This is a genomic window from Halorussus halobius (assembly GCF_004765805.1).
Classification (GTDB): domain Archaea; phylum Halobacteriota; class Halobacteria; order Halobacteriales; family Haladaptataceae; genus Halorussus; species Halorussus halobius.
Genome location: NZ_SBIU01000004.1, coordinates 48,222 through 74,201 on the forward strand (window position 1 = coordinate 48,222; position 25,980 = coordinate 74,201).

Annotated in this window: 27 protein-coding genes; 17 read left to right on the forward strand and 10 right to left on the reverse strand. The window is 67.5% G+C overall.

Going from position 1 to position 25,980, the window contains the following annotated elements; translation table 11 throughout:
* Positions 1-17: 17 nt before the first annotated feature.
* The 5 genes from EPL03_RS12155 (at position 18) to thsA (ending at position 5,591) form a co-directional block, all read left to right on the forward strand.
* Positions 18-911 carry a carbohydrate ABC transporter permease gene (locus EPL03_RS12155; RefSeq protein WP_135829614.1) on the forward strand — a complete coding sequence of 298 codons (894 nt, stop codon included), beginning with the start codon at positions 18-20 and terminating at the stop codon, positions 909-911.
* Positions 912-918: 7 nt separating this feature from the next.
* Positions 919-1,800, forward strand: a complete 882-nt coding sequence (locus EPL03_RS12160) for a carbohydrate ABC transporter permease (protein WP_135829615.1) — start codon at positions 919-921, stop codon at positions 1,798-1,800.
* Positions 1,801-1,833: 33 nt separating this feature from the next.
* Entirely contained in the window at positions 1,834-2,952 is a 1,119-nt protein-coding gene (locus EPL03_RS12165; RefSeq protein WP_135829616.1) for an ABC transporter ATP-binding protein, read from the forward strand.
* Complete coding sequence (locus EPL03_RS12170; protein ID WP_135829617.1) at positions 2,949-3,737, forward strand: glycerophosphodiester phosphodiesterase; 789 nt, start codon at positions 2,949-2,951, stop codon at positions 3,735-3,737. Before EPL03_RS12165 ends, EPL03_RS12170 begins: the two co-directional genes overlap by 4 nt.
* Before the next feature lie 168 nt (positions 3,738-3,905).
* The gene (gene thsA, locus EPL03_RS12175; RefSeq protein WP_135829997.1) at positions 3,906-5,591 is read left to right on the forward strand and encodes a thermosome subunit alpha; all 1,686 of its coding nucleotides are present in this window, start codon (positions 3,906-3,908) and stop codon (positions 5,589-5,591) included.
* 156 nt (positions 5,592-5,747) lie between these two features.
* Here thsA and EPL03_RS12180 read toward each other — a convergent pair whose 3' ends face one another.
* Both EPL03_RS12180 and lrp read right to left on the reverse strand, forming a co-directional pair.
* Complete coding sequence (locus EPL03_RS12180) at positions 5,748-6,401, reverse strand: helix-turn-helix domain-containing protein (RefSeq protein WP_135829618.1); 654 nt, start codon at positions 6,399-6,401, stop codon at positions 5,748-5,750.
* 72 nt (positions 6,402-6,473) lie between these two features.
* A complete protein-coding gene (lrp, locus tag EPL03_RS12185; protein ID WP_135829619.1) occupies positions 6,474-6,932 on the reverse strand; it encodes an HTH-type transcriptional regulator Lrp in 459 nt (152 codons plus the stop codon).
* Positions 6,933-7,058: 126 nt separating this feature from the next.
* Here lrp and glnA point away from each other — a divergent pair, with 126 nt between their 5' ends.
* Entirely contained in the window at positions 7,059-8,429 is a 1,371-nt protein-coding gene (glnA, locus tag EPL03_RS12190) for a type I glutamate--ammonia ligase (protein WP_135829620.1), read from the forward strand.
* Between the two features lie 122 nt (positions 8,430-8,551).
* Here the strand turns inward: glnA and EPL03_RS12195 are convergent, their stop codons facing one another.
* Both EPL03_RS12195 and EPL03_RS12200 read right to left on the reverse strand, forming a co-directional pair.
* On the reverse strand, positions 8,552-9,793 hold the full coding sequence (locus EPL03_RS12195; RefSeq protein ID WP_135829621.1) for a YihY/virulence factor BrkB family protein: 1,242 nt from the start codon (positions 9,791-9,793) through the stop codon (positions 8,552-8,554).
* Between the two features lie 74 nt (positions 9,794-9,867).
* Positions 9,868-10,977 (reverse strand): tRNA (guanine(26)-N(2))-dimethyltransferase, encoded by a 1,110-nt coding sequence (locus EPL03_RS12200; protein ID WP_135829622.1) that lies wholly within the window; start codon positions 10,975-10,977, stop codon positions 9,868-9,870.
* 322 nt (positions 10,978-11,299) lie between these two features.
* Here EPL03_RS12200 and EPL03_RS12205 point away from each other — a divergent pair, with 322 nt between their 5' ends.
* Positions 11,300-11,977: a class I SAM-dependent methyltransferase gene (locus EPL03_RS12205; RefSeq protein ID WP_135829623.1), complete on the forward strand. Its 678-nt coding sequence runs from the start codon at positions 11,300-11,302 to the stop codon at positions 11,975-11,977.
* 104 nt (positions 11,978-12,081) lie between these two features.
* Positions 12,082-13,449: a DEAD/DEAH box helicase family protein gene (locus EPL03_RS12210; RefSeq protein WP_135829624.1), complete on the forward strand. Its 1,368-nt coding sequence runs from the start codon at positions 12,082-12,084 to the stop codon at positions 13,447-13,449.
* A gap of 40 nt (positions 13,450-13,489) precedes the next feature.
* Here EPL03_RS12210 and EPL03_RS12215 read toward each other — a convergent pair whose 3' ends face one another.
* Positions 13,490-13,945 (reverse strand): hypothetical protein, encoded by a 456-nt coding sequence (locus tag EPL03_RS12215; RefSeq protein WP_135829625.1) that lies wholly within the window; start codon positions 13,943-13,945, stop codon positions 13,490-13,492.
* Between the two features lie 77 nt (positions 13,946-14,022).
* Between EPL03_RS12215 and EPL03_RS12220 the strand changes: the two genes are divergently transcribed.
* On the forward strand, positions 14,023-15,546 hold the full coding sequence (locus EPL03_RS12220) for a DUF790 family protein (RefSeq protein WP_135829626.1): 1,524 nt from the start codon (positions 14,023-14,025) through the stop codon (positions 15,544-15,546).
* On the opposite strand, the gene EPL03_RS12225 is transcribed toward EPL03_RS12220, so the two are convergent.
* Entirely contained in the window at positions 15,543-16,052 is a 510-nt protein-coding gene (locus tag EPL03_RS12225) for a DUF7122 family protein (protein WP_135829627.1), read from the reverse strand. The two genes, EPL03_RS12220 and EPL03_RS12225, sit on opposite strands and share 4 nt — an antisense overlap.
* Entirely contained in the window at positions 16,049-16,957 is a 909-nt protein-coding gene (locus EPL03_RS12230) for an RsmB/NOP family class I SAM-dependent RNA methyltransferase (RefSeq protein ID WP_135829628.1), read from the reverse strand. The genes EPL03_RS12225 and EPL03_RS12230 overlap by 4 nt, the downstream gene beginning before the upstream one ends.
* Positions 16,958-17,041: 84 nt before the next feature.
* On the opposite strand from EPL03_RS12230, the gene EPL03_RS12235 reads away from it, so the two are divergent.
* The 8 genes from EPL03_RS12235 to EPL03_RS12270 all read left to right on the forward strand — a co-directional run bounded on the left by EPL03_RS12235 (position 17,042) and on the right by EPL03_RS12270 (position 21,436).
* Positions 17,042-17,317: a hypothetical protein gene (locus EPL03_RS12235; RefSeq protein ID WP_210424991.1), complete on the forward strand. Its 276-nt coding sequence runs from the start codon at positions 17,042-17,044 to the stop codon at positions 17,315-17,317.
* A 99-nt stretch (positions 17,318-17,416) separates the two neighbouring features.
* Positions 17,417-17,830, forward strand: coding sequence for a DUF371 domain-containing protein (locus tag EPL03_RS12240; protein ID WP_135829999.1), 414 nt, complete (start codon positions 17,417-17,419; stop codon positions 17,828-17,830).
* 65 nt (positions 17,831-17,895) lie between these two features.
* Positions 17,896-18,741 carry an endonuclease III domain-containing protein gene (locus EPL03_RS12245; protein WP_135829629.1) on the forward strand — a complete coding sequence of 282 codons (846 nt, stop codon included), beginning with the start codon at positions 17,896-17,898 and terminating at the stop codon, positions 18,739-18,741.
* Between the two features lie 69 nt (positions 18,742-18,810).
* Positions 18,811-19,533 carry a CehA/McbA family metallohydrolase gene (locus EPL03_RS12250; RefSeq protein WP_135829630.1) on the forward strand — a complete coding sequence of 241 codons (723 nt, stop codon included), beginning with the start codon at positions 18,811-18,813 and terminating at the stop codon, positions 19,531-19,533.
* Between the two features lie 293 nt (positions 19,534-19,826).
* Entirely contained in the window at positions 19,827-20,042 is a 216-nt protein-coding gene (locus EPL03_RS12255; RefSeq protein WP_135829631.1) for a type II toxin-antitoxin system HicB family antitoxin, read from the forward strand.
* Between the two features lie 146 nt (positions 20,043-20,188).
* Complete coding sequence (locus EPL03_RS20750) at positions 20,189-20,347, forward strand: hypothetical protein (protein ID WP_368277075.1); 159 nt, start codon at positions 20,189-20,191, stop codon at positions 20,345-20,347.
* A gap of 354 nt (positions 20,348-20,701) precedes the next feature.
* Positions 20,702-21,106, forward strand: coding sequence for a DUF433 domain-containing protein (locus EPL03_RS12265; protein ID WP_244605266.1), 405 nt, complete (start codon positions 20,702-20,704; stop codon positions 21,104-21,106).
* Between the two features lie 6 nt (positions 21,107-21,112).
* The gene (locus EPL03_RS12270) at positions 21,113-21,436 is read left to right on the forward strand and encodes a DUF5615 family PIN-like protein (protein ID WP_135829634.1); all 324 of its coding nucleotides are present in this window, start codon (positions 21,113-21,115) and stop codon (positions 21,434-21,436) included.
* A 50-nt stretch (positions 21,437-21,486) separates the two neighbouring features.
* Here the strand turns inward: EPL03_RS12270 and EPL03_RS12275 are convergent, their stop codons facing one another.
* The 3 genes from EPL03_RS12275 to engB form a co-directional block, all read right to left on the reverse strand.
* A complete protein-coding gene (locus EPL03_RS12275) occupies positions 21,487-21,705 on the reverse strand; it encodes a type II toxin-antitoxin system HicB family antitoxin (protein ID WP_135829635.1) in 219 nt (72 codons plus the stop codon).
* A gap of 486 nt (positions 21,706-22,191) precedes the next feature.
* Positions 22,192-24,723 (reverse strand): DUF7827 domain-containing protein, encoded by a 2,532-nt coding sequence (locus tag EPL03_RS20035; RefSeq protein ID WP_210424993.1) that lies wholly within the window; start codon positions 24,721-24,723, stop codon positions 22,192-22,194.
* 454 nt (positions 24,724-25,177) lie between these two features.
* The gene (gene engB / locus EPL03_RS12285; RefSeq protein WP_135829636.1) at positions 25,178-25,798 is read right to left on the reverse strand and encodes a GTP-binding protein EngB; all 621 of its coding nucleotides are present in this window, start codon (positions 25,796-25,798) and stop codon (positions 25,178-25,180) included.
* Positions 25,799-25,980 lie beyond the last annotated feature (182 nt).

Below are 25,980 nucleotides of genomic sequence, written 5' to 3' on the forward strand. Positions count from 1 at the left end.
CCTCACCTCCGTCAACTATGAGCACGATTCAGCGGAAGGAGATATTCGAATCCAAGTGGCAGGCGGCGCTCCTGTTGCTCCCGACACTCGCGGTGCTTGGGGTGTTCCTCTACTACCCGTTCGCCCAGACCATCGACCTCGCGCTCCAGGAGACGGAGCTGCTCGGCAACGCCGAGTACGTCGGGCTGTCGAACTTCGAACAGCTGTTCGGCTCCGACAGGTACCGCAACAGCCTCTGGGTCACCACGTGGTTCGCCGTGCTCACCGTGGTCGGCTCGCTGGTGGTCTCGACGTACATGGCGTTTCTCATCCACGAGACGGTTCGCGGGTCGTCGTGGTACCTCGTGGCCGCCATCTGGCCGTACGCGCTCCCGATGGCGGTGGCCGGGTCGATCCTGAACTTCATCTTCCACCCCGAGCTGGGCATCTTCACCAACGCCCTCGAGGTGGTGCTCGGACTCTCGCTCAACTGGCACGTCGACGGCACGCAGGCGTTCTTGCTCGTCTGCGGGGCGGCCATCTGGAAGAGCGTCGGGTACAACGTCATCTTCCTGGTGGCCGCGCTCGGGCTGGTACCCGAGAGCCTCGACGAGGCCGCCGAACTCGACGGCATCGGCCGGACCCGGCGGCTCGTCAGCATCTACCTGCCGCTGATATCGCCGACGCTCGTCTTCCTCCTGATAATCAACAGCATTCAGTCGTTCTTCGGCGGGTTCTCGCTGGTCGACATCATGACCGGCGGCGGCCCCAACGACGCGACCAACCTCCTCATCTTCAACCTCTATCAGGACTCGTTCACGTACAACCAGTTCGGCCTGGGGTCGGCCCAGTCCATCGTGCTGTTTCTGGTCGTGAGCGTCCTGATGTACGTCCAGCTCAGGAAGGTCGAGAAGTTCGCCTACTACGGGTGAGTCCAGGATGTCGAAACCCACTATCACGCGAGACTCGGAACGAGCCGACCGAACCACCGTCCGCGACCGCCTGTCGATCCCGTCGTGGGCGAGCGTCCACGTTCCGCTGGTCGTCCTGGTGGCGCTGTCGCTGTCGCCCGTCGTCCTGGCGGTGCTGATGAGCACGCAGTCGACGGTCGAGATATACCAGGTGTTCAACCTCGCTCCGGGGACCGAGGGCGCGTCGAACTACCTCACCGTCCTCACCGAGTACGACTTCCTGACCTACATCCCGAACACGGTCGTAATGGCCACGATAATCGTCGTCGGGGAGGTCACGTTCTCGCTGCTGGCCGCGCTGGCGCTCGTGTACTACGACTTCCCCTACAAGAACGTGGTCTTCGTCGTCATCCTGCTGACGCTCATGCTCCCGTTTCCGGTGCGAATCGTCCCCCTCTACAGCCTCGTCACCGACCTCGGCTGGGGCAACTCGATGCTGGGCCTGTCGGGACCCTACGTCGCCAGCGCGACGTCGGTGTTCCTGTTGCGCCAGCACTTCCGGGCGATTCCCGACTCGATACTGGAGACGGCCAAACTCGACGGCGTCGGCCCGCTCACGTTCCTCGTCCACGTGCTGATTCCGATGTCGAAGGGCATCCTGTCGGGGGTCGTCGTCATCAACTTCATCAGCGCGTGGAACAAGTACCTCTGGCCGCTGATAATCGTGAGCGACAGGCAAAAGCAGGTCGTGCAGGTCGGCATCTCCTACATCCAGGGGACCGCCGACGCGGGCCTCACGCAGTGGGGCATCATCATGGCCGGGTCCGTCCTGGCGCTGCTGCCGCCGCTGGTCATCCTGGTCGTCTTCCACAGGCCCATCGTCCGGACGCTCGGCATCCAAGCGAACTGACCGACGAGAGAACGCGAACGGAATCCAACGAAAATGACACGCATCGAACTAGACGGACTGGTCAAGGAGTTCGACTCGCTGACCGCAGTCGACGACGTCTCGCTGACCATCGAGGACGGCGAGTTCCTCGTGCTGGTGGGACCCAGCGGCTGTGGCAAGAGCACGCTCATGCGCACCATCGCGGGCCTCGAAACGCCCACCGACGGCGACGTCCTGCTGGACGACACCGTCGTAACCGACTGGGAGCCCAAGGACCGCAACGTGGCGATGGTGTTCCAGAACTACGCGCTGTACCCCCACATGACCGCGCGCCGGAACATGACCTTCGGGATGAACTCGGTCGGGTCGTTCACCGACGAGGAGATCGACGCCCGAGTGGCGGAGACCGCCGAGATTCTCGACATCGCCGACCTGCTCGACCGCAAGCCGGCGGCGCTGTCGGGCGGCGAGCAACAGCGGGTCGCGATGGGGCGGGCGCTGTTGCGCGACCCCGACGTCTTCCTGCTCGACGAACCGCTGTCGAACCTCGACGCCAAGCTCCGCGACCAGATGCGAGCGGAGCTACAGCAACTCCACAAGGAGCTCGGCACGACGACCGTGTACGTCACCCACGACCAGACCGAAGCGATGACCCTCGGGGAGCGCGTCGCGGTGATGAACGACGGCGAAATCCAGCAGGTCGACGAGCCCCGAACGCTGTACGACTTCCCGGAAACCCGGTTCGCCGCGGAGTTCGTCGGGAGCCCCGCGATGAACGTCGTCCCGGTGCTGGTCGAGCGGGCCGGCGACCGCTGGACCGCGTCCCACGAGCAGTTCCAGGTGCCGCTCCCGTCGGGCGAGGGACTGACCGAACGCCAGTTCGCGATGGGCGTCCGGCCCGAGGATCTCGACGTCGTCGAGGACCGGGGGAACGCCCACATCGACGGCACGGTCGAGGTCACGGAACCGCAGGGCGACGCCTTGCTGGTCCACTGCCGGGTCGGAACCGACACGATGCGGGTCCTCACCGACTCGCGGGCGTCGTACGAGATCGGCGACCCCATCGGCGTGGACGTCGACGACCGGCGGGTCCACCTCTTCGACCCGGACGACGGCGAGACGGTGTATCACTCGGAAGACCGGCAGGCCCGCGCGGAGGCGGTGGCCGAATGAACGCGAGGCGGCGGCTCCTGCTGTCGGGGGTAGCGGGTCTCACGGGGTCGATGGCCGGCTGCTCGGCCGTCACCGACGAGGCCGGCGACGAAGACGCGGACGACGACGCCGACCGGCCGATTCAGGCCCATCGGTGTTTCGCGGCCGACCACCCCGAGAACACGCGCCTCGCGGCCCGGGAGGCGGTCGACGTCGCCGACCAGCTCGAATTCGACGTACAGCGGTGTGGCTCGGGCGAACTCGTGGTCTTCCACGACGAGACGGTCGACGGGAAGACCGACGGCACCGGCACCGTCTCGGAGATGTCGTGGGACGACCTCAGGGAACTGCGCGTGCTGGACTCCGACGAGCGGATTCCCCTGTTGACCGAGATGCTCGACGTCGTCCCGTCCGACGTCGCGGTCAACATCGAACTCAAACAGCACGACATCGCGGCCGACGTCCTCGAAGTGGTTTCGGCGTACGACCACGAGACCATCCTCTCGGCGATTCAGCCGACCGTCGTGATGCAGGCCGACGAGGCGCGCGAGTCCGACGAGGTGGACGTCGCGCTCGTGGGCGTGAGCGACCCGAGCCGCGCCATCGAGACGGCCGTCTCGATGAACTGCGACCGGATATACTTCGCCTACCAGTTCCTCGTGGAGACCAACGCGCTCGAGGTCGCCCACGACGCCGGCCTGTGGGTCAACACCGGGACGCTGGCGTCGTCCGGGCAGTACGCCGTCACCCGCGAGATGGACGTCGACGGGTTCAGCGGGGACTCGGCCGAGACGTTCCGCGAGTAGCCAGGGTATCGCGCGGGTCCCGCGTTCGCCCCCATACCCACTTATAAAAGTACCCGTGACACGGAATACCATATCACGTTTCCGGCCCCCTACCAGCCGTTCCCCGGCCGTTAGGGGAACCTTTATATAGAATGCCAATCAATCTATCGAGTGACTATGGCACAACGAATGGGCAACCAGCCGATGATCGTACTCTCCGAGGACAGCCAGCGCACCTCCGGTGAGGACGCGCAGTCGATGAACATCACCGCCGGAACGGCGGTCGCCGAGGCCGTCCGGACCACGCTCGGTCCCAAAGGCATGGACAAGATGCTCGTCGACTCGACCGGCGAGGTCGTCGTGACCAACGACGGCGTCACCATCCTCAAGGAGATGGACATCGAGCACCCGGCGGCCAACATGGTCGTCGAGGTCTCGGAGACACAGGAGAACGAGGTCGGCGACGGCACGACCACGGCGGTCGTCGTCGCGGGCGAGCTCCTCGAGAAGGCCGAGGAGCTCCTCGAACAGGACATCCACGCGACGACCCTCGCGCAGGGGTACCGGCAGGCCGCCGAGGAAGCCAAGGACATCCTCGAGGAGAAGGCCATCGACGTCGACGCCGACGACACCGAGACCCTCGAAACCCTCGCCGCGACCGCGATGACCGGCAAGGGCGCGGAGAACTCCAAGGACTACCTCGCGGAACTCGTCGTGCGCGCGGTCCAGAGCGTGGCCGACGACGAGGGCGTCGACACCGACAACATCAAGGTCGAGACGGTCGTCGGCGGTTCCATCGACCAGTCCGAGCTGGTCGAGGGCGTCATCGTGGACAAGGAGCGCGTCCACGAGAACATGCCCTACTTCGTCGAGGACGCCAACGTCGCGCTGCTCGACACCGCCCTCGAAATCCAGGAGACCGAGATCGACGCCGAGGTCAACGTCACCGACCCCGACCAGCTCCAGAGCTTCCTCGACCAGGAGGAAGAACAGCTCCGCGAGATGGTCGACCAGCTCGAAGCGGTCGACACCGACGTCGTCTTCGTCGACGGCGGCATCGACGACATGGCCCAGCACTTCCTCGCGGAAGCGGGCATCATCGCGGTCCGGCGCGCCAAGTCCGACGACCTGAGCAAGCTGGCCCGCTCGACCGGCGCGAACGTCGTGAGTAGCGTCGACGACGTCACCGAGGACGACCTCGGCTTCGCGGGCTCGGTCGCCCAGAAGGACGTCGGCGGCGACCAGCGCATCTTCGTCGAGGACGTCGAGGAAGCCAAGTCGGTCAGCCTCATCCTGCGGGGCGGCACCGAACACGTCGTCGATGAGGTCGAGCGCGCCATCGAGGACAGCCTCGGCGTGGTGCGGGTCACGCTGGAGGACGGCCAGGTCGTCCCCGGCGGCGGCGCGCCCGAGACCGAGCTCGCGCTCGAACTCCGCAACTACGCCGACTCCGTGGGCGGCCGCGAACAGCTCGCGGTCGAGGCGTTCGCCGACACCCTCGAAGTCATCCCGCGCACCCTCGCGGAGAACGCGGGTCTCGACCCCATCGACTCCCTGGTCGACCTCCGCAGCCAGCACGACGCCGGCGACTTCGGCTCCGGGCTGGACGCCTACACCGGCGACATCGTGAACATGGAGGACGACGGCGTGGTCGAGCCCCTCCGCGTGAAGACCCAGGCCATCGAGTCCGCCACCGAGGCGGCCGTGATGCTGCTGCGCATCGACGACGTCATCGCCGCCGGCGACCTGAAGGGCGGTCAGGTCGACGGCGACGACGGCGGCGACGGCGGCGCTGGCGGCCCCGGCGGTGCCGGCGGCATGGGCGGCGGCATGGGTGGCATGGGCGGCATGGGCGGCATGGGCGGCGCGATGTGAAGCAGGCCGACACCCGACTCCGCCAGCCGCCGCGTCCCGCTCGCGGCGAGTGACCGAGCCCATTCTCGGTGCCCCGCGATTCGACCGCCCGGCTCGTCGCCGAGCCGGGTCGACTCGCTTCGAACGTCGCGTTCTTTTCCGGACCCGAACTGGCTGTCAGAAATCGCTGAGCAGCGTGTGGGTCACGAGTTCCGAGACGCCCCGCCGGAGTCGCTCGGAGGCCGACTGGCCGCTGACCCCGAGTTCGTCGCCGAGTTCGTCGAGCGAGGTCCCGCGCGGGACGTCGAAGTAGCCCGCGCGCTCGGCCGCGACCAGCGCCCGTCGCTGCTCGGCACTCAGCCCGAACTCGTCGACCACCTCGGAATCGCCCGGCGTGTACAGCCGGTGGAGCCGGAAGGTGACGTCGCGGTCGGCGCAAAACTCCCGCATCTCGACGACCGAGTCCCGGTCGGGGAACCGGACCCGGCGTCGCCACCCGTCGGCCGTCCCCGTGGCGGCCATCGGCGCGGCCCCGAGGCGCTGGTACACCGGGTAGACGCTCAGCGCCTCGTCGCCGTCGAGTCGGCTCCGGTAGAGCCGCCTGCCGTCGCGTCGCTCGACGCAGGTGGCCGACCGGACCGTCGGGTCGCGGTCCAGCCCCGCCTCCAGCGCCTCGACGTCGCCGCCGACCGCCCAGAAGACAAACGTCGGCGGGTCCACGCCGGCCGCCATCTGCGTGTCGAGTTCGACCGTCACGTCCGGCGCGGCCTCGAGCGCGGCCGAGAGCACGAGGTCCGGGGACCGCAGGGAGAACTCGGCGATGAGACTCATTGGAAACAACTTCTCCGGGTTGTTTGAAAATCTATCGATGATAGTCAAAAACATTATGAGAGCGGCGGAAAATCAGTCGTCGACTTCGAGCGTGAACTGCTCGTGCTCGCTGGCGGCGTTCAGCACGACGCTGGTGTTGCTCTCCTTGACGTCGGGGTCGTTGAGCAGGGTCTTGATGCCCCGATTCATCCCGTCGGTGTCGGCGAACTTGCCGACCGCGATGATGTCGTAGTCGCCGGTGACCTCGTAGACGCTTATCATCTGGTCGTGGCTCCGGAGGTTCTCGGTCACTTCCTGGAGGGCGTCGCCTTCGACCTTGAGTTGGACGATGGCGGTCACGTCGTAGCCGAGCGCGCCGTAGTCGACTCTGGGCGTGTACCCGTCGATGACGCCGTCGTCTTCGAGGTCCTTGAGGTGGTTCGAGACGGTCGTGACCGACACGTCGAGGTCTTCGGCCAGACTCCGGAGGCTCGCCCGTCCGTCGCCCAGCAGTTCGTTCACCAACTTCGCGTCGAGATTTTCGTACGTCATTACGTTCACTGACGTCCCCCCACCTTTAGAATTTTACGAATACCCAATTCTCAGCCGAGTGCGACAGAATTGTACGTACCGGTAACGTTTTAATACTCTGTATAGTGGTATAGACCGTCTACAAAGATGACGGACGGACAAATCGCAGCCGAAGCAGACCCCGGACTGACCGACGCCGAACAGGACGTACTCGACCGCATCGAGGAGGAGAACGTCGACTTCGTTCGCCTCCAGTTCACCGACATCACCGGCACCGTCAAGAACGTCAGCGTCCCCGCCTCGCAGGTCGAGAAGGCCTTCGAGGAGGGCATCTGGTTCGACGGCTCTTCCATCGAAGGGTTCGTTCGCATCCAGGAGAGCGACATGCGGCTCGAACCCGACCCGGAGACGTTCGCCATCCTGCCGTGGCGCTCGGACGGCGACACCGCAAGCGCGCGGCTCATCTGCGACGTGGTCAACACCGACGGCACCCCGTTCGAGGGCGGCCCCCGGCAGGTGCTCAAGACCGTCCTCGCGGAGGCCGAGGAGATGGGCTACGAGGTCTCCATCGGTCCCGAGCCCGAGTTCTTCCTGTTCGAGAAAGACGAGGACGGGAAGGCGACGACCGACCCCCACGACGCGGGCGGCTACTTCGACCTCGCCCCCAAGGACCTCGCGTCGGACGTGCGCCGCGAGATCATCTTCACGCTCGAACAGATGGGCTTCGAGATCGAAGCCAGCCACCACGAGGTCGCCGAGGGACAACACGAGATCAACTTCAAGTACGACGACGCGCTGGGCACAGCCGACAACATCTCGACGTTCCGCGCGGTCGTCCGCGCCGTGGCCGAGCAAAACGACCTCCACGCCACGTTCATGCCCAAGCCCATCGGCGAGATCAACGGCTCGGGCATGCACAGCCACATCAGCCTCTTCGACGAGGACGGCAACGCCTTCGCCGACGACGAGGACGACTACAACCTGAGCGAGACCGCCTACAAGTTCATGGGCGGCGTCCTCGACCACGCCCAGGCGTTCACGGCCGTCACGAACCCGACCGTCAACTCCTACAAGCGCCTGGTGCCGGGCTACGAGGCCCCGGTGTACGTCGCGTGGAGCGACGTGAACCGCTCGGCGCTCATCCGCGTGCCCGACGCGGCGGGCACGAGCGCCCGGTTCGAGATTCGCAGCCCCGACCCGTCCTGTAACCCCTACCTCGCGTACGCGGCGGTCATCGCGGCCGGACTCGACGGCATCGAGAACGACGCCGACCCCGGCGAGGCCGTCAGCGAGGACATCTACGAGTTCGGCGAGGAGGAACGCGAGGAGTACGGCATCACGACGCTGCCCGGCAGTCTCGGACAGGCCGTCGACGCGCTCGAAGACGACGAGGTCATCACGGAGGCGCTGGGCGAGCACGTCACCGACAAGTTCGCCGAGGCCAAGCGCGCGGACTTCGCCGACTACAAGGCCTTCGTCTCCGAGTGGGAGAAAGAGAAGTACCTCGAGAAGTTCTGAAGCGCAGTCGGACGGCGACTCCCAGTCAGGTCACGGCTTCCCCCTTTCCTCTCGCGCTCGACCATCAGCGTCGCGGCCGGAATCGCCACGGACGACGCCGGTCCAGCGCAGTGACGACCCCGCTACGACCGGAAGTTGCCGATGCGGTCGGTGACCCGGCCCGGCAGGCTCACGAGGCCGACGCCGAAGCCGAGCATCACCATCAGGGCGTACAGGCCCAGCGTGGCGAGCCAGACCACGACCATCGCGAAGATGGCCCACCAGCTCCGGAGCCAGTAGAACGCGCCGAGGGTCATCACGGTGCCGTACAGCAACACGAGGTACGGACCCCAGCCCCGGGCGTGGCCCCGGCGCATCCGCTTTCGGACGTACCCCTTCAACTCGGACTCGACCTCGGGCTTCTCGACGGTCCGGTCCTCGATGTCCTCCTCGAACGATTCCACTTCGGCTCGCAACTCCCGGACCTCGTCGCGGAGTTCCACGATGTCGGGAGCGGATTCGTCGTCGGTCATGTATCGTGAGAGTAGTTCTCGCTTGCGCTCGACCCGCGTCTCCGCCGGCTCGGCCGTCCGCTCGGCGTAGTTGCCCCGCTCGGCGACGACCACGTTGACGACCGCGCCGAGCAACAGGAGGATGCCCGCGAAGTACAGCCACGTCACCAGCAACAGCGCGGTTCCGAGGAACTGGGACGGGCCGGTCGAACTGATGCCGGCGTATACCTGGAACAGCACCTGCAGGACGGTCCAGCCGACGGTGGCGACCACGGCCCCCGGGAGCGCCTCCCGAATCCCCACGTCGGCGTCGGGGAAGACGACGTACAGCGGGAGGAACACGGGGACGAGCGCGACCAGTTGGACCAGCGTCGCCGCGGGGCCCGCGAACGGGACGTCCGGGAACAGCGCGGTCACCGCACCGGTCGCCACGAAGACCACCACCGCCAGCCCGATGGCGGCCAGCACCAGCGCCGCGTCCCGGAGTTGGTCGACGATGCTGGCCTCGCTCGCGGTGGCGTAGATGTCCGAGAACGCCTGGTCCAGCCCGCGGAACACCTTGAGGGCGCTCCACGCGAGCACGACCAGTCCGACCGCCGTCGTGCCGCCCCGCCCCGAGGGGTCAAGGATGAACGCCCGGAGCTGCTGCTCGCCGGTCGCGGTCAGGAGGCTCGACGCGCGCCGGACGACCTGCTCGGCGAACGCCTCGCCGGCCACGAACGAGACCACGACGAACGCGAGCACCAGCACCGGGATGAGCGAGACGAACGCGTAGTAGGCGATGCTCGCGGCGAGGAACGTGACCTGCTGCTCGCTGGCCTCCGCCAGCACGGAGCGGCCGACGTCCACGGCGGTTCCGAGTCGACTGGGCACGCCACTCGTTTCGCCAACGAGATACAAATATGCATTGGCGTCGGCCTCGGGCGTCTCGCGTCGCGGCGCGGGAGTTACTCGGGACGCGTCGCCTCTCGGATTTCCGAGACGTCGGCGGTGGTCTTGAACGTGGTGCCGCCGTAGTGGGTCCGCGAGGCCGCGAAGCCGGCGTCCCGGAGTCCGTCGAGGAACTCCTCCATCCCCGAGGCCGCCCGGCTCCACTCCTTGCAGAGTCGGTGCTGGTCGTAGTGGGTCGGCTCGTGGAGTTCGGCTTCGAGGTCGTCGAGGAGCCGCCGCGCGCGAGTCGCCGTCCCCATCGCGTCGTCGACCTGCTCGCGGACCGCCGCCACGAACTCGGCGTCGTGGGTCGGCCCGAGCCACAGCGGTCCGGCGACGAGAACGCGCTCGCTCCCGCACTCGGGGCAGGCGTCGAGGGGGTCGGCGATGAGCCCCTCGTCGGCCTCGCGGTAGAGGCAGTCCTCGCAGTGGGAGACGTGACCCAGTTCCTCGATCGCGGCGTTGGCGTCGCTCGCGCCGTGGTCGAGTTCGAGGTAGGTCCGGACGTAGTGGTTGGTCGCGTGGGTCAGCACGGGCCGCACGCCCACGTCGTAGCGCGCGGCCGTGCGGGCCAGCGCCGACACCAGAATCCGGACGCCCATCTCGGCGTGGTAGTCGGTGTTCCGCGGGACCGCGCTGTACTTGCGGACCCCGCTGTGGAAGTGCGCGCCACACAGCGGCGCGGTGTCGGTCGCGGTGACGCACACGAGGTCGCGCGTGTTCGCGAACGCGGCGTCCGCGAACGGCATCGGCGTCCCGAAGGGGTCGACGTCGACCACGTCGAACACCGACTCGTGGAGGACGGCGTTGGCGTCGCGGTGGGCCACCTCGGCGTCGAGGCCGTTGCGCTCCAGATTCCGGCGACAGAGGTCGACCGCCGCCTCGTCGACGTCGGCGAGCGTGACGTCCCAGCCCTCGGCGGCCGCGCGCACGCCCCGGATTCCGCTGGCGGCCATCGCGTCGAGGTACGTCTCCGCGCGCGGCTCGCGGTCGCGGTAGGCCCGGAGCGTCGCCACCGTGAGGTCGCGATTCAGCTCCTGCACCGGGTTGAAGAACACCTCGTCGCCGACGCCCTCGCCGTCCTGTTCGGGCACTTCGAGTTCGACCTCGCCCTCGCTGACGCGCATACCCGTCAGTGTCGCTCCCCGGCGAAAAGCGAACCGGAACGCCGTCGGCGTCGGTTCGATGCGCTCGATTCGGCTTGGCTCAGCCCTCTCGGGGTAGTCGGACTGGCGGTTACGGGGTATGGGCGATTTCGCCGCCCGGGCGGCGAAATCGCCGAGTCGGCTGGGCCGGGCGAGTCGCCGGCGGCCTGCCCGCAACCGCGCGAAGCGTCCGGGCCGGTTTGGCCGCCCGCTCGTATTTAAAATCTCGCGACGGTCGCGCGCATCGGACCGCCGCCCTCGCTCGGCCCCACCGTTTTGTCGGTCGGCGACGTAACGTGGGTCCATGGCCACCGACGCGACCGCCGCCGCACAGCAGTTCTACGGCCGGTGGGCCGACCTCTACGACCTGCTCGCGAGCGCGACGCCCGGACTCGGACGCCTCCGCGCTCGCGCGGCCGACGCGCTCGCGCTCGCACCCGGCGACGCCGTGGTCGAGATGGGCTGTGGCACCGGCGCGAACCTCCCGCACCTCCGCGAGCGCGTCGGCCCGGACGGCCGGGTCGTCGGCGTCGACTTCACGCGCGGGATGCTCGACCGAGCGCGGGAGCGCGTCGACCGCGAGGGCTGGCGGAACGTCCACCTGGTGCAAGCCGACGCCGCGAGCGTCGGGTTCCGCGAGCCGCCCGACGCGATTCTGGCGACGTTCGTCGTCGGCATGCTGGCCGACCCCGCCGCGACCGTCGACCGGTGGGCCGACGCGCTCGCGCCCGGCGGCCGCCTCGCGCTGCTCGACGCCGCCCAGAGCCGGCGGTGGTTCGGCTGGCCGGTGAATCGGGCGTTTCGCGGGCTGGTGGTCGCTTCCTCGCCGACCGGAACTGATGGGTACGCGGCCGCGCCGTGGACCGTACTGGACGACCGGGTGGCGACGGCCCGGACCGCGCTCCGCGAGCGCGCGACCGAGACGACACACGGCGAGTACGCCGCCGGAATCGTGCGGCTCACAGCCGGCCGGGTCGAGTGACGGTCGCCCGCGATGGGATGGCGGTCGCCCGCGACGCCGCCTCCGCCCCGCGCCGGGGGCGACCCACCCCTTAAGGCGACGGAGAACCGAGGAGCGACCGAACAGTGGCCGACGCGACCCTGCGCTTCGAGGACGGAACGGTCCGCATCGAGGTCGACCCGGACGCGGAGGGCGTCGCCGACGCGCTCGCGAGCCGCCCCTTCGTCGAGGCCGACGCCCGGTCGAAGACGCTCCGAGCGCCCGCCGTCCGGTACGGCCCGCTCCGGGCGTGGCTCGACGACCGCGGCGTAGATTGTGACGACGGGGTCCTCGACGCGCCCGCCCTCCCGGCGGTCGCGTCGGCGTACGAACTCCGCGAGTACCAGCGCGACGCCCTCGACGCGTGGGAGTCGGCCGACCGGCGCGGCGTCCTCGAGCTCCCGACCGGGAGCGGCAAGACCGTCATCGGGCTGAAAGCCATCGAGGCGCTCGGCACCGCGACCCTCGTCGTGGTGCCGACCATCGACCTGCTGGCCCAGTGGCGACGCGAGCTGGAAGCGGAGTTCGGCGTCCCCGTGGGCCAGCTGGGCGGCGGCGAGCAGACCGTCGAACCCCTGACCGTCTCGACGTACGACTCGGCGTACCTCCGGGCGGGCGAGCTGGGCGACCGGTTCGGACTCGCGATATTCGACGAGGTCCACCACCTCGGCGGCGAGGGGTATCGGGACATTGCCCGACTGCTCGCCGCCCCGGCCCGGATGGGGCTGACCGCGACGTTCGAGCGCCCCGACGGCGCACACGAGGTGGTCGCCGACCTCGTGGGCGAGCGCGTCTACGCCATCGACCCCGACGACCTCGCGGGCGAGCACCTCGCGCCCTACGACCTCAAGCGCATCGAGGTCGAGCTCACGCCCGAGGAGCGCGAGCGCTACGAGAAAGCCAACGAGGTGTTCACGAACTACCTCGCGAAGTCGGGCATCCGGATGCAGAGCGGGAGCGACTACCAGGAGCTCGTCAAGCGGTCGGGACGGGACCCCGAGGCCCGCGAGGCGCTGCTGGCCAAACAGCGCGCCCGCGAGGTGATGATGAACGGCGAGCGGAAGGTCGACGCGCTGGCCGACCTGCTCGACCGCCACCGCGACGACCGGGTCATCGTGTTCACCGCCCACAACGACCTCGTCTACCGGCTTTCGGAGCGATTCCTCCTCCCCGCCGTGACCCACCGGACGCCCGACGCCGAGCGCCGCGAGATTCTGGAGCGGTTCCGCGAGGGGACCTACTCGCGGGTCGTCACCTCGAACGTGCTCGACGAGGGCGTCGACGTACCCGACGCCAACGTCGCGGTCGTCCTCTCGGGCAGCGGGAGCGAGCGCGAGTTCACCCAGCGACTCGGCCGAATTTTGCGCCCGAACGACGACGGCCGGGCCGCGCTGCTGTACGAGGTAGTCACGGCCGAGACCGCCGAGGAGCGCGTGGCTCAGCGCCGTCGGTAGCCCGTCGTCGGGCCGGCCCGCGGTCGAGTCGGGCGGGCGCTCACGTCCGGAGGTCAACGTCGATTCCGCCCGCGCGCGTGAACTGCTCGTAGGTGATCTCGAACGGGACCTCGACCGTCAGCGTCTCGCCGGCGGGCACGCTCACCTCGCGGGACTTCCGGGACGCGACCCTGCCGTCGCCGTCCCCGTCGACCGGAGCGTCGGTCTCGTCGACGGTTTCCTCGTCGGAGGTCGCCTCCGAAGCGGTGGGGGTAGCTGCGGTCGCGGTGACGTAGAGGTAGCCCGTCCCCTCGCTCGACCCGGAGTTGGTCATGGTGACCGTGACGACCAGGTTGCCGTCCTCGCCCTCCCGGTAGTCGAACCCCTCGCGGGACAGCGACGCCGACGTCGTCCTCTCGGTGTCGGCGTCCCCGCCGCCCGAACAGCCCGCGAGCGCGGCGAGTCCGCCGGTCGCCGCGAGAACCCCGGTCCTGTAAAGCGCCTCACGTCTGCGCATAGGCGAGGGTCCCAGTCCAGCGGAATGAGTCTTCTGCCTTCCGACCGTTTTTGTGGACTCGCGCCCGAGCAACGGACGTGCTGACCAAGGACCTGCTCAGGGTGTCCCGAGCCGGCGGCGGCTACCAGCCGGTGTTCGCGGGCCGCGAACACCGCCCGCTGGCCGCGCGGGTCCTCGGAACCTATCAGGGCCACGTCGGCGAGCCACGGGGCGACCTCGACGACGCGCTGGCCGCGCTCGAACCCGAGGCCGACCACTTCAAGCTCGTCCGCGGGTTCGCCAAACTGCTCGACCGCGAGGCCGTCTTCGAGACCCGCGCGCCGGTCGCCCCCGAGCGCGCCCGCCGGGTCGCGTTCGAGGAGCGCGAGGCGGTCGGCGTCGTCTCGGAGACCGAACGCGAGACGGCGCTCCGACGGGCGGGCGACCGCCTCGGCGTGGACGCCGAGGCGGTCGCCGACGCGCTGTACGCCGACCTCGACGAGCGGCAGGTGCTGGCGTCGTTCGACGCGCGATGGGACCCCGACGAGTTGCTGGCCCAGTACAACCTCTCGCTGGCCCAGACCGCGCTGTTCGACGCGACCGAACTCCGGGTCCGGACCGCCGACCCGAAGGCGCTGGTCTCGGCGGTCAAGCGCCTCCGACTGCTGTACGAGATTCGCAAGACGGACGAAAGCGACCCCGGCGTCTCGGACCGCGAGGTCGTGGTGACCGGGCCGGACGCCCTCTTTCGCTCGACCCGGCGGTACGGCACCCGGTTCGCGCGCCTGCTCCGCACGGTCGCAAAGGCCGACGCGTGGACGCTGACCGCGACCGTCGACGACTACGGCACCGAGCGCACGCTCTCGCTGTCGGCCGACGACCCGGTCGACGTGCCGGGCACCGAGCCGGTCGCGGACGTGACCTTCGACAGCGGCGTGGAGGCCGACTTCGCCGCGCGGTTCGAGTCGCTCGACCTCGACTGGGACCTCGTGCGCGAGCCCGAACCGCTCGAAACCGGCGCGCGGGTGATGATTCCGGACTTCGCGTTCGACTACCGGTTCGGCGACTTTCGAGTCTTCTTCGAGATAATGGGCTTCTGGACGCCCGAGTACGTCGAGAAGAAGCTCGGCCAGTTAGAGAGCGTCGAGGACGTGGAACTGCTGGTCGCGGTCGACGAGAGCCTCGGCGTGGGCGAGCGAGTCGCGGCCCGCGACCACCGCGCGATTCCGTACTCGGGGACCGTCCGGCTCAAGGACGTCCGCGACGCCCTCCGGCGCTACGAGGACGAGTTGGTCGCCGCGAGCGCGGCCGCCCTCCCCGACGAACTGACCCCCGACGCCGAGGTGGTTTCGCTGGCCGACCTCGCGGCCGAGTACGGCGTCAGCGAGGACGCAATCGAGGGCAAGTCGTTTCCCGACCACGAGCGCGTGGGGCGAACGCTCGTTCGCCCGGCGGTGCTGGACGACCTGCGCGAGGAAATCGAGGCCGGGATGGCCTTCTCGGCGGCCGAGACGGCGCTGACCGAGCGCGGAATCGAGGACGCCAGCGCCGTCCTGTCGGAACTGGGGTTCGCCGTGGCGTGGGAGGGGTTGAGCGGCGGGACGGTGCGGGAGAAAGGTTAGAGGTCGCGCTGACGCCCCTTCGGCACGGGACTCCGGAGTTCGTCGTGGACGTACAGCCCCACGCCGAGCGGCGCGGCCTCGCCGGCGAGGTCGTGGGTCACGACCAGATATCCCCAGTCGCCGTCCCAGTCGGGGGCTTGGGTCTCGCCCCGGACGAACCGCCGGGCCTGCTCGCGGGTGAGTTCGAGGACGTTCCGCGTGGCGCGGTCGCCGAACCGCTGGACCGCGTTCGTGGTGGGCTTCCAGTGTTCCTGTCGAGTGCGGAGGAACTTCATGCCCAGCGCCTCGACGCGAATCGGCGAGTCGACCTCGCCGTGGAGAATCCAGATTTTGCCCTTGCCCTTCTCCCAGAACGTGTAGCCGTCGAACGTCTCGGGCGGGACGCCGAACCGCTCGTCCCACCAGTCGACGACCGCCCGTCGCGTCGCGCGGCCCTCGACCGCCCGGTCGCCGTCGGTCGCGGGCAGGCGGTCGAACCGCTGGCCGTCGTTCGACTCGTCGCTCATCCGCCCACCTCCAGTTTCGCGCAGAAGAACCCGCCGGTGTCGTTGTGGTGCGGGTAGAACCGCTTGGCCTTCCGGACGCTCGCGTCGTAGGTCTCGCCCTGCCACTCGGTGACGCCCGGCCGGGATTCGAGCGGGAACTCGAACGCGACGAGTCGGCAGTCCTCCGCCCCGAGAACGTGGTCGAGGACGGCCTCGTTCTCCTCGGGCGCGAACGTGCAGGTGGAGTAGACCACGGTACCGCCCGGCTTCGTGGCCTGGACCGCGCGCCGGAGGATGCCCTTCTGGACGCCCGCGACGCTGTGGACGTGGTCGAGCGACCAGTCGTCGAGCGTGGTGGGGTTCTTCCGGATGGTGCCCTCACACGAGCAGGGCACGTCCACGAGCGCCTTGTCGAAGGCGTCGAACGCGAACGGCTCGAGCGAGAAGTTCCGGGCGTCGCTGTTCGTGACGACCGCGTTCGTCACGCCGAGCCGCTCGGTGTTGAACCGCAGGGCCGACAGCCGGCCGAGGTTGTTGTCGTTGGCCACGACCAGCCCCTCGTCGTCCATCAGCGCCGCGAGTTGCGTGGTCTTCGACCCCGGCGCGGCGCAGGCGTCCCAGACGCGCTCGCCGGGTTCGGGCGCGAGCACCTCGGCCGGGATGGCCGAGACCTCCTCCTGGCCGTGAATCCAGCCGTGGTAGGAAGCCCACGTGCTGCCGGGCGAGTCGGTGTCCAGTTCCAGCACGGCGTCCGACCACTCCCGGCCGGTCCAGCCCACGCCCTCCTCGTCGAGCGCGCGCCTCGCCCGCTCGGGGGTCGCCTCGACGGTGTTGACCCGGACCACCGAGGGAAGCGGGCGCTCGCAGGCCGCCCGGAAGGCGTCGAACGCCTCGATTAGCGGCTCGTACCGCTCCAGTGTCTCCATCGGGACGTGGTTGGCGCGAGCCGCGCTTGTGGGTTTCGGAAGCCGGCCGTAGCCGTTACCCGTCCGCCCCGCGTCACCGACTCCATGGTGGACGACGACCCCGCCGAAGTCGACTGGGAGGAGGCCGTGCGGATGGAACTCGAACCCGACGCCATCCACGAGTCCCGCGACGGCTACTACTTCGACTGTCCGGAGTGTGGCTCCCCGGCGACCATCGACAACATCATCGAGGAGCGGCGGTGCAACGGCTACCTGAACGAGCAGGTCGAGGGCATCGACTTCGACGTGGAGAACGTCTCCTGTTCGGCGGTACTCAGACTCGAACTGGCGTACTCCGCCGGCCCCGAGTCCGAGCAGTGAGGTTCCGGGGCCGGTTCGCCGAGCGGACGACGCTCCGGTCCGAACGGCGACGCTGAAGTGGCCGCCGCGCGAACGCTCGGGCACATGGACGGAGAACAGCTGCGGGAGGTCCTCCACGCGCGCGGCCACGAGAACGTCTCGGGCGAACACGCCAGCACCTTCGAGGTGACGACCGACGACTACCTCACGCCGGCGGGCGACTGCATCCTCGGGGTCGAGGCCGACCGCGCGCCGGCCGACTTCGACCCGGCGTTCGTCGCGGCCTGTCGGGACGCAGAGGCGACCATCACCGCACGATTCGAGGCGGCGGGCCACGTCGAGACCCTGACGGGGCGGGGCGACCCGGAGCTTTCGTTCGAGAGCGACCGGAGCGCCGTGGGCCGGACCAGCGACTACGTCGACGACCGCACGATTCTGGTCGGTGCCGAGTTCGCTGCCGAGGGGTTCGACCGCGAACTGGTGGCGGCGCTGGCCGACGGCGCGGAGCTGACGGTGACGCTCTCGGTCGAATAGGGTGCGGGTCCCGAACCCGCTTCCGGAGCGAGGCTTTTACTCGGGACGAGACCCCAGTTTCGAGCATGAGCGACGAGGCTGATTCCTCGGACCCCGAACCCGCCGAGAACATCAGCGGTGGCGACCCGGCGGCGAGCGCGTTCGCCGAGTTCGACCCCGGAGACGGCGACACTCGCGCCGAGACGGTGGTCGACCGACTCGGCGAACTGTACTGGCAGAAGACCTACGGCGGCCGGGACGCCTTCGAGTGTCTGGTCCGGACCGTCCTGAGCCAGAACACCAGCGACGTTGCGAGCCAGCCCGCCCACGACGCGCTGGTCGAGCGATACGGCCCGCAGTCCGACGAGACGGAGCGCGAGGACGCCGACCTCGCGGTCGCGCTCGCCGACGCCGACCGCGAGGAACTCGCCGACGTCATCCGGCCGGCGGGGCTGTACAACCAGAAATCCGAGACGCTGATTCGGCTCGCCGGCCGCGTGCGCGAGACGTACGGCGGCGCGGACGGGTTCGACGAGTTCGTCCGCGAGGGCGAGCCGAGCGCGGTCCGCGAGGCTCTGCTCGACATGACGGGCGTCGGTCCCAAGACCGCCGACTGCGTGCTGCTGTTCGCCGGCGGCCAGTCGGGCGTGTTCCCGGTCGACACTCACGTCCACCGCATCTATCGACGGCTGGGCGTCGCACCCCCGGACGCCGACCACGAAGCGGTCCGCGCGGTGCTGGAACGCGACGTCCCGCCCGAAAAGTGCGGGTTCGGCCACACCGCGAGCATCCAGTTCGGCCGGGAGTACTGTTCGGCCCGCAAGCCCGCCTGTCTGGACGGGCTCGACGAGTGCCCGCTGTCGGACGTCTGCGACCGCGTGGGCGTCGACGCCGAGACCGGGTCGGTCGTCGACCCCGCGGACGCCGACTGACGTCGGCCGAATCGGCGCGGGGCGGGTCGGGACGCTTTTGTCGGTTCGGGCGTAAGTCGAGCCAATCGGATGGACTCGGAGGTCACCGTCACCATCGACCCGCACGTCCACTCGGAGGGGTCGTACGACGCCAACGAACCGGTCGAGCTCCTGCTCGAACAGGCGAGCGACATCGGCCTCGACGGCATCGTCGTCACGGACCACGACGCCATCGCGGAGTCGCTCCGGGCGGCCGAACTCGCGCCGGCGTACGGGCTCGTCGGCATCCCCGGCGTCGAGGTGTCGACAGCGGCCGGCCACCTGCTCGCCATCGGCGTCGACGAGCGCCCCGAGCCGGGGCGGCCGTTCGACGAGACGGTCGAGGCCGTGCGCGAGGACGGCGGGGTGGCAGTGGTTCCCCACCCGTTCCAGCGCACCCGCCACGGCGTCCGCAAGCGACGCATCGGCGACTGCGACGCGGTGGAGGTGTACAACGCGTGGCTGTTCACGGGGTATCGGAACCGGCGGGCGCGGGCGTTCGCCGCCCGGAACGACTACCCCGGCGTCGCCGCCAGCGACGCCCACTCGGCCGCGTACCTCGGCCGGGCCTACACCGAACTCACGGTCGAGGGAGTCGGGTCAGTCGCGGACCTCGACAGCGACGCGCTGGTCGCCGCCCTCCGCGACGGCGACGCGGAGATTCACGGGCGTCGGCAGCCGCTCCGCCGGAGCACGCGCCACTACCTCAGGGGCGCGAGCAAGCGAGTTGGCTACGCGCTCCGCCCGGCCGTTCCGAGCTTCCTCCAGTCCTGACTCGTCGTCGGGTCATCCGGGTTACTGAGACCCATTCGTGGGGCGCGTATCGGAGAGTTCGCGTCGCGCAGTTGGACCCCGTTGTCTGCCGAAGGACTGTCGGGTACTCATCGGTATTCTGCTCTATGAGTGCTACCGTCCGGCTCCCGGACGAACGTCACGCCGTCCGGGTCGTCGTCTGTAGCTCTGCTTGCCATTAAATTCGAGATTCGTCGGACGCCGGAGATGATACCACACTCCGTAAGACTCGCTCAGTCGGAAAACCTTTGAAGGGACCAATCTAACATTGACGTATGGGTGTCCAATCTCGCAATCCCGATGGCGACACCGTTGTCATCACTCGAAGCGACGGGTGGTACGTCGCCAAAGACGAGGATACGGGGGTTGCGAGCCAAGGAGAAACAAAGGCCGAAGCGCTTGCGAACCTCGCCGAAGCGCTTGCACTCCACGAGCGTCCGGTCCCGGAAGAGGACGACGTCGTGGAAGCGTCTACGGCCCCGTGGCTGTAGCGGCCCTCGCACGCCCGCGAACGGGTGTCTTTAAATGCCAACAATCGGTATAAACTGATAGTGCCACGAGGGACGTATTCCGGCCGGGACATCATCAAAGCGCTCGGCAACTGGGCTTCCGGAAGGTCGATCGGGAAGGGAGCCACGTGAAACTCCGGTACATCGACCCGAACACGGGCGAGAAGCGGAACGTGAGCGTCCCGCTCCACGACGAGGTGTCTACCGACACGCTCCGCAGCATCGCCAACCAGGCCGGTGCAGACGACTTTCGGAAGTTCCTCGACGAAATAGACAGGATGATTTGATTCTCCGGGGCCGTGAAGCCGGTTCCGAGCGCGACGAGGACACACGCGCTCGGAAATCGACCCCTAGTTCTGCATAGCCGGAGAGATACCGTGTATGCAAGACCGCGGTCGCCGGCGCGGTCGAAATACTCCCGCGACGGTGCCACCGCCTTGAAAAGAGACATCCTCCGTAAAGCAGGGCGGTTGAGCGAGGCGACGTACGAATCGTAGCAGTGCGCACAGAGGGCGTTCGCGGACCCGTCGTCGCTCGAACTGGCGTCTCTGAAACTATTGCTCCGTAGCGTCGCCGCCCACGAAGCCGTCGCTATCGGGCGTGGCGTCCGAAAGAATGGAACCGCGAAGCGGAGCGAGCCAATGGAGTTTCAAGTCGTCCGCGATCTAGTAACTGCGGCCCCAAACGGGCGGGTCCTCCGAAGGTTTATCAGGGAGTCGGCACTATTTTTTCGCATGACTGCCATCGTTCGGGACGACGACGTTCGGTCGGGACGCCTTCGAATCGAGGGCAGCCGGGTGACGGTCCTCGACGTCAAGCGGCGCGTCATCGACAACGACGAGGACGCACACATCGTCGCCGGTGAATACGACCTCTCGATGGCCGACGTCTTTCACGCCCTTGCCTACTACTACGACCACCGTGACGAGTTTGCCCGGTGCGAGCGCGAGGCCGAAACCGCGCGTCGCGACGGCGAACGGCGAACGCGCGAGACTCTCGAACGGGTTGAGAGCGGCCGTCGCGAAACCGGCGAACAGGCTGACTGACTATCGATGCGGATTCTCGCCGACACGAACGTTCCGGAAGAGTACGTCTCGGCGCTTCGCGGTGACGGCCACGAGGTCGTTTACAGCCGCGACGTGGACCGGCTCGGTCCCGAGGCGGCCGACAGTGCCATCACCGAACACGCCGAAGCAGGCGAGTTCGCGATTCTATCGACCGACGTGAAGGACTTCGGACATCTCGAAGCGACGGTTCCCGTGTTCGTGGCTCCACAGGACATGGACGGCGGTGACGTCCGAGCGGCCGTCACGCGCATCGAGTCGCTCCCGTTCGACCCCGCGAAGGTCGACCCGCTCTGGCTGTCCGGGCTATAGGCCGGCGATTCGAGAACCCGTCCGCCGGTGATGTTCTCCGACGCCACCGTCTACAGCCACGGCGCGTCGCTCTCCGGAACCTCGTCATCCGGATACGCCTCGGCCGCCTCGTGTGATTCGAGCGCGTCGGCGAGCATGCGCAACGCCTCGACGCGCGTCTCTCCGAACGAGGCGACGCCGGTCCGGCGGTCCGTCGCCGTGACGCGGCCATCGGGCTCCTGCACGAACTCCACGCCGTCCGGACCGTCGTCTGTAGCTCTGCTTGCCATTACGTACGGGTTGCGCCGGACAGCAGATAGCGTTTGCCTCGCTTCGCCGGTCGTGTTCAGATACGCGTCGCCAACGACTGCTCGCGCTCGGCGAATCAACCACCATCCTGGCGGACTGAAAGGGCGAGGCGGGGTCACGCGAGCGAAGCGAGTGTGACGTTGTCGGAACTTGCTTCCGACAGGACTCGCGTTTGCGTGGTCGTCTCTGCGGGCAACTATTCGAAGCGGCGAGCGAAGCGAGCCGCGAGAATATCCCGCAGAGCGACCGCGAGCGAGCCGAGGGCTTTCGAAGAGTTGTTTGCGGTTCCAGTGTCGCAGTGCGCGTCGAGAGCGTTCGCGGACCCGTCGTCGCTCGAACTGGCGTCTCTGAACACTATTGCTCTGTAGCGTCGCCGCCCACGAAGCCGTCGCTATCGGGCGTGGCGTCCGAAAGAATGGAACCGCGAATCGAAGCGAACCCGCGAGGGTTCGTGGTTAGTCAGCTATTCAGTTGCTGCGGCGGAGTGCCAGCAGCGCGGCAGCCACGAGGGCGACCAGCGAGACGGCCATGCCGAAGCCGGGGATGCCAGCACCGTTACCGCCGTCGTCGGTGGTGGTCTCCTCGGACTCTTCGGTGGTGTCCTCACCACTGGATTCCTCGGTGGTCTCCTCGGTGGTGGTCTCCTCGGTCGTTTCCTCGGTCGTTTCCTCGGTCGTTTCCTCGGTCGTTTCCTCGGTCGTCTCCTCGGTCGTCTCCTCAGTCGTCGTCTCGTCTTCGCCGTCGTCGACGGATTCGACGATCACGGCGTCAACGTTGTGCTCGGCGTCAGCAGCACTAGCGGTGGCGCTCAGTTCAGTACCGGTGTCCCAGTCGCTGGTGTCAAATTCGGTGCTGAACTCGCCCTCACCGTCGACTTCGACGGACTGGGTCAGGAGCGTGTTCGAGGTTTCGAGTTCGACGTCGACGCTCGTCCCGGGCGCGAGGTTACTCGTGCCGGAGACGCTCGCGTTCTCGGACTGCTCGACTTCGAGCACGTCGCTCTCGTTCAGGTTCGAGAACTCGACGTTCTGCTCGGCAACGTCGAAGGTCGCGGACTCGTTGTCCGAGTCGCTGTAGACCCAGTTGTTCTCGCCAACGTGGAAGTCAGCCTCGTACTCATCGCCAGCGTCGATGTTGTGCTGGTCGGTGTCGAGCACGAAGTAGATCGTGTCGTTGGTGGCGTCGAAGTAGTAGTTGTCGGCGTTGTCACCGTAGACGATGTTCGGGTTGGCGTTCGGACCCTCGTTCGTCTGAGTGACGTTCATCCAGACGAAGTCGGCACCTGCACCAGCAGGGAGGTCTTGACCGTTACCGAAGTGGTTGTCCTCGGTGATGTAGCCGTGGACACCCGAGACCTGGGCCTCGACCACAGCGAGGTCCTCGTTAGCGATCTCGTCGGACTCGGAGACGCTACTGAGGAACTCGTCCAGCTCGTCGCTGTCCGGCAGGTTGTTCGCGCTCACGTCGGGGTGGACCCACGTGTTGACGCTGTCGACTCCGGGCTCCGAGACGCTCAGCACCGTCTTGACGTCACGGGTGTTGTCGGAGATACCAGCGATCACGTCGTACGTCCCCGCGGCGATGGGCGAGCCAAGGTCACTGTCGGCGTCAGTGGCGCGTTCGAGGTCGCCACCGACGAAGACGCCCTGACTCGAATTGTGGTTGCCGCCCTCACCGACGGAGCTACGCTCGATGCTGTCGTCACTGTCGGACGCACTCACGAACTGGTGGGGGTCAGTAACAGCGGGGCCGCCGTCCGCACCAGCAGTCTGGTAGGTGTTGACCTCCACGACGACTTCACCGTCACTGTCACCGTCGACGGCGGTGAAGTTCGTCATGAAGTTGCTGTCAGCACTACCGAGCTGCACGTAGGCCTCGTCGGTGTTCGACATCTCGACGGTGATCTCCGCGATGTCACCGCGCTCCTGCGTAATCGTCGAACCGGGGAGGTCGACTTCTGCGTCACCGGCTTCGGTGACGTTCAGCGTGTCGGTGGTCGCGTCGACGCCGGAGTTGTCGTGAACCGCACGGACCACGTAGTCACCGGCACCGTAGTCTTCAATCTCCGAGACGTTACCGAAGTTGACGGTCGCCTCACCGGTACCATCGAACTGCTCGTTGATGGTATCGATGGCGTCGTCGTCCTCGAAGTCAGCGCCTTCCTCGTAGAGCTCTGCGGTAAAGTCGTCGTTGAATGCCGCGGACGACACGTCAACCACGATGTCTTCCGCAGTCGTGACGTTGATCTCCTGAGCCTCAGCGGTCAGGTCAAGAGCCTCAACAGTGAGTTCGGTTTCACTACCAGCAATGTCCGAACCAGGATCGTTTTCAGGGGCTGCTCCGTCGTACGTGACGACGTAGTCACCCTCTAGGTCGGAAGACTCGTAGTTGACTGCGTCACCAGGCGAAGTGGAGATACGGGCAACCCGATCCCAGCCGCTGTCACCGTCGCTCTCGTAGAGCGAAATGACAGCATCCTGGGTATTGTTGTCGAAGGTGATGGTTTCACCGGAGTACACAGTCACGGGGTTGTTCGGGCCGAGCGTGTCCTCGCTGGAATCCGCTCCAAGAACGACGCTCTGCCGCTCGTACGTCTTGTAGGCGACAGTGTACTCGTCTTCGTCAGTGCTGACGGTGTGACGGATGCGGTTGTCCGCATCGGCATCCTCGACGTCAAGGTCGAACTGAACATCGAGGTCCTCACTGGTGAACTCCGAGTTGAGCGTGACGATGAGAGAATCACCGTCTTGCTCAACACCAGCGTCACCCGTCTCGACGCTGGGGCTGGAAACGGTGATGCCAGCGTCAGTCGTTTCGCTGATGTCGATGGTTATTTCGTCGTCCGTTTCACCGGTGACCTCGGACAACTCAATCGTCTGAGTTGCCGCGTCAACGTTGGTCAGGTCGATGGTGGTGTCTCCGCTTATGCTCGCATCGTTGGCCGCCGAGTCCGCGGTTGCAGACATCGGGACCATCGCGAACACAGACATCACCAGCATCGCGGACAGGAACAGTCCGCGAATCTTGTCTGATTTGCTTGTCATGGTTTGGTTTGTTTATTCGGTCGGCGACAGCATCTTTCCGCTGACCCTCGGGGGAACCCGGTACCGCACCGGATGTGGGCCACCTGTACTCGATTCTGCCACCATGGGTAGGGGTACAGTCGTAAGCAACTGGTGGGTTCGGTAAATACTTTGTGTTATCCTAACCCCGAATCGGCCGTGGTAAACCGTCTCACGTGCGTTTTCGGCGCGGGACAAGTTCCGCTTGAACGTCGTTCTCTACGGCCGGGAACACGTCGCCGAAAGTAACGGGTCGTTGACGCCGCGCTGCGGCGGTGAACGGGCGTCGTGGAGGCGAACTCGGACCGGCGGATTCCAGTCAGCGCTCGGAGGAGTCGACCGCGAATCCGTCCCGGACCCGGCCGGCAGACCGACGTCCTCGACCGCCACACTACGAGAAGAACTGCAGCAGGTCGTCGCGCTTCTGGTCGTGGAGGTGGTCGCTCACGGCCTCCTTCAGCGCCCCGACGTTGCCGCGCTTGGCCGAGATGGGCGCGATAGTGTCGCGCCACTGCTGCCACGGCGGGTGGAGGCCGAGCCGGTCGGCGAGCGCGTCAAGGCGGTCGTCGCGGTCCTCGACCTTGTCCATCTTGTTCGCGGCCACGACGACCGGGATGCCCACGTCCCGGAGGAAGTAGAACATCTCGACGTCGTAGGGCACCTCGTCGTCGCCCGAGTGGCGGTCGATGATGTCGACCGCGCTCTTGGCGTCGACCACCAGGACCCCGACGAGAATCCCGTCGGCGTACTCCTCGATGTACTGCACCACGTCGGTCTTGATCTGCTCGCGGCGGTCCTCGCTGACCCCGGACATGAACCCGAACCCCGGCAGGTCGGTGAGCACGAAGTCCTCGCTGGCCCAGTCGTAGTGGTTGGGCGAGCGCGTGACGCCCGGCTTGGCCCCCGTCTCGAAGGTGTGGCCCGTCAACTCGCGCATCAGCGTGGACTTGCCCACGTTCGACCGCCCGACGAAGACGACCTCGTCCGCGCGGTCCGGACGACTCTCGAACATACCCCGGGTTGGTCGGCACGGGGTTTAACGAGTGGGTTTTGGTTCGTGGCGTTCGTTCGGCGGATTCGTCGAGGTCGAATGGTAGATACGGCAGTGTCTGGCGCGCGCGAGCAACGCGCGCGAGGGCCGAGGACCGCAGCGAAGCGAGGACCGCAGGCGGGTGGGGAGGACGAGGTGCGGTC

Bases quoted from the DNA above. Each gene is read 5' to 3' on its own strand.
- EPL03_RS12165 (WP_135829616.1), top strand. From the start codon at position 1,834: ATGACACGCATCGAACTAGACGGACTGGTCAAGGAGTTCGACTCGCTG.
- EPL03_RS12245 (WP_135829629.1), top strand. From the start codon at position 17,896: ATGAGCGACGAGGCTGATTCCTCGGACCCCGAACCCGCCGAGAACATC.
- EPL03_RS12200 (WP_135829622.1), bottom strand. From the start codon at position 10,977: ATGCGCGTCAGCGAGGGCGAGGTCGAACTCGAAGTGCCCGAACAGGAC.
- EPL03_RS12265 (WP_244605266.1), top strand. From the start codon at position 20,702: ATGGAGTTTCAAGTCGTCCGCGATCTAGTAACTGCGGCCCCAAACGGG.
- lrp (WP_135829619.1), bottom strand. From the start codon at position 6,932: ATGACGTACGAAAATCTCGACGCGAAGTTGGTGAACGAACTGCTGGGC.
- EPL03_RS12275 (WP_135829635.1), bottom strand. From the start codon at position 21,705: ATGGCAAGCAGAGCTACAGACGACGGTCCGGACGGCGTGGAGTTCGTG.
- EPL03_RS12250 (WP_135829630.1), top strand. From the start codon at position 18,811: ATGGACTCGGAGGTCACCGTCACCATCGACCCGCACGTCCACTCGGAG.
- EPL03_RS12205 (WP_135829623.1), top strand. From the start codon at position 11,300: ATGGCCACCGACGCGACCGCCGCCGCACAGCAGTTCTACGGCCGGTGG.
- engB (WP_135829636.1), bottom strand. From the start codon at position 25,798: ATGTTCGAGAGTCGTCCGGACCGCGCGGACGAGGTCGTCTTCGTCGGG.
- EPL03_RS12180 (WP_135829618.1), bottom strand. From the start codon at position 6,401: ATGAGTCTCATCGCCGAGTTCTCCCTGCGGTCCCCGGACCTCGTGCTC.
- glnA (WP_135829620.1), top strand. From the start codon at position 7,059: ATGACGGACGGACAAATCGCAGCCGAAGCAGACCCCGGACTGACCGAC.
- EPL03_RS12225 (WP_135829627.1), bottom strand. From the start codon at position 16,052: ATGAGCGACGAGTCGAACGACGGCCAGCGGTTCGACCGCCTGCCCGCG.
- EPL03_RS12270 (WP_135829634.1), top strand. From the start codon at position 21,113: ATGCGGATTCTCGCCGACACGAACGTTCCGGAAGAGTACGTCTCGGCG.
- EPL03_RS12235 (WP_210424991.1), top strand. From the start codon at position 17,042: ATGGTGGACGACGACCCCGCCGAAGTCGACTGGGAGGAGGCCGTGCGG.
- EPL03_RS12255 (WP_135829631.1), top strand. From the start codon at position 19,827: ATGGGTGTCCAATCTCGCAATCCCGATGGCGACACCGTTGTCATCACT.
- EPL03_RS12215 (WP_135829625.1), bottom strand. From the start codon at position 13,945: ATGCGCAGACGTGAGGCGCTTTACAGGACCGGGGTTCTCGCGGCGACC.
- EPL03_RS12170 (WP_135829617.1), top strand. From the start codon at position 2,949: ATGAACGCGAGGCGGCGGCTCCTGCTGTCGGGGGTAGCGGGTCTCACG.
- EPL03_RS20035 (WP_210424993.1), bottom strand. From the start codon at position 24,723: ATGCTGGTGATGTCTGTGTTCGCGATGGTCCCGATGTCTGCAACCGCG.
- EPL03_RS12155 (WP_135829614.1), top strand. From the start codon at position 18: ATGAGCACGATTCAGCGGAAGGAGATATTCGAATCCAAGTGGCAGGCG.
- thsA (WP_135829997.1), top strand. From the start codon at position 3,906: ATGGGCAACCAGCCGATGATCGTACTCTCCGAGGACAGCCAGCGCACC.
- EPL03_RS12160 (WP_135829615.1), top strand. From the start codon at position 919: ATGTCGAAACCCACTATCACGCGAGACTCGGAACGAGCCGACCGAACC.
- EPL03_RS12230 (WP_135829628.1), bottom strand. From the start codon at position 16,957: ATGGAGACACTGGAGCGGTACGAGCCGCTAATCGAGGCGTTCGACGCC.